Source organism: Kitasatospora sp. NPDC054768, assembly GCF_053612025.1.
Genome location: NZ_JBSHBN010000352.1, coordinates 1 through 1,293, shown reverse-complemented (window position 1 = coordinate 1,293; position 1,293 = coordinate 1). Strand labels below are relative to the sequence as shown.

The following is a 1,293-nucleotide window of genomic DNA, read 5'->3' as shown; positions in this document are numbered from 1 at the left end:
TCGTGCTGGTGACGGTGAAAGCCGCCGGGGGGTGGGGGGAAGCCGGCACGGAGGGGGTCTCTGTGGTGGCTGCTCCTTGTCGTGGTCCCGGTGAGTGCGGCGCGGACGGGAGAGCCAGACACAGGGCTGCTGCCGTGCAGGCCGCGACCGCGCCCAGGGCCCGTCGGCGGTGGCGGCGCCGGTCGGCGCGTCGGCGGATCTCCGCAGCGGGCAGGGTCGGTGCGGGCATTTGCGTGCCGAGCAGCCGCAGCCGGTCGGCGAGGGTGTCGTGGATGGGGTCAGACACGGAGCTTTCCTTCCTCGCCGGTCGGGGCCCGGTCGGCGAGTCTGGCCGCGAGCGCGGCCCGGCCGCGGGCGAGGCGGCTCTTGACGGCGCTGACGCTGGCGCCGGTATCGGCCGCGACCTGCTCGACGGAGAGGTCGCACATGTGGTGCAGGACCAGGGCGCTCCGCTGTGCCTCGGGCAGGTCGCGGAGCGCGGCGACCAGCATCAGGTGCTCCTCGGTGGGCGGCTCGACGGTGGGTGGTTCCTGACGGTGGTGGCGTCCGGCCAAGTGCAGGCCCCGGGCCAGACGTCGCCAGCGGGAGACGGCCAGCCGCCGGGCCGTGGTCCGGATCCATGCCTCCGGGGCGTTGCCCGGGTCGAAGGTGCGCCGTCGGTCCCACGCGCGGATGAAGGCCTCCTGGACCACGTCCTGTGCTTCGGACCAGTTGCCGGTTATCGCGTAGAGCTGCCCGGTCAGGCGGGAGAAGGACGCCGCGTAGAACGCGTCGAACTCCTGTGGCGTCATCAAGGGCCTCTCTTCCGGGGCTGTCCGTCGGCTCGCGGCACAGGCGGTGCGCGAGGAAGCACTCCTCGGCCGCGGCGGTGGATCCGTGCGTCCTGGGCGGAGCCTCCCGCCCTGTACGCACGAGCCCCGTCCAGGCGTTGCGCCCACGACCTATGACCTGGATCACGTGCGCGGGGTGCGACCTGCCCGGCGTCAAGAGGCGTACAGGGGTGCCGGCATCAACCGGACGCCCGCAGGAAAGGACACGAATTCATGCGTATCCGCCCGATCATGCTCATCGCCGCCACCGTCACCGCCGCGGCCATCGCGACCGCAGGGGGAATGGCCACTGCCGCAACCGGCACCTCCACGCCCACCCCCACGGCCCAAGGCAAGCCCGCCGGTACGCCCACCGCCACGGCCTCCGACGCCGGCTCGGCCGGCGCCTCGGTGGTCCCCGGCAGCGGCTCGGCCGTTACCGGTGCGACTGCCGCCCCGGCGGCTTTCACCGTCACCAGCACGG

1 protein-coding gene and 2 pseudogenes are annotated in these 1,293 nt (G+C 73.5%); 1 reads left to right on the top strand and 2 read right to left on the bottom strand.

What is annotated here, in order from left to right:
* Positions 1–286: pseudogene (locus ACWGKU_RS41090) on the bottom strand (hypothetical protein); the annotation flags it as partial.
* Complete coding sequence (locus tag ACWGKU_RS41085) at positions 279–791, bottom strand: SigE family RNA polymerase sigma factor (RefSeq protein ID WP_401048878.1); 513 nt, start codon at positions 789–791, stop codon at positions 279–281. The gene ACWGKU_RS41085 and the pseudogene ACWGKU_RS41090, both read right to left, overlap by 8 nt.
* Before the next feature lie 252 nt (positions 792–1,043).
* Here ACWGKU_RS41085 and ACWGKU_RS41080 point away from each other — a divergent pair.
* A pseudogene (locus ACWGKU_RS41080) lies at positions 1,044–1,293 on the top strand (hypothetical protein); the annotation flags it as partial.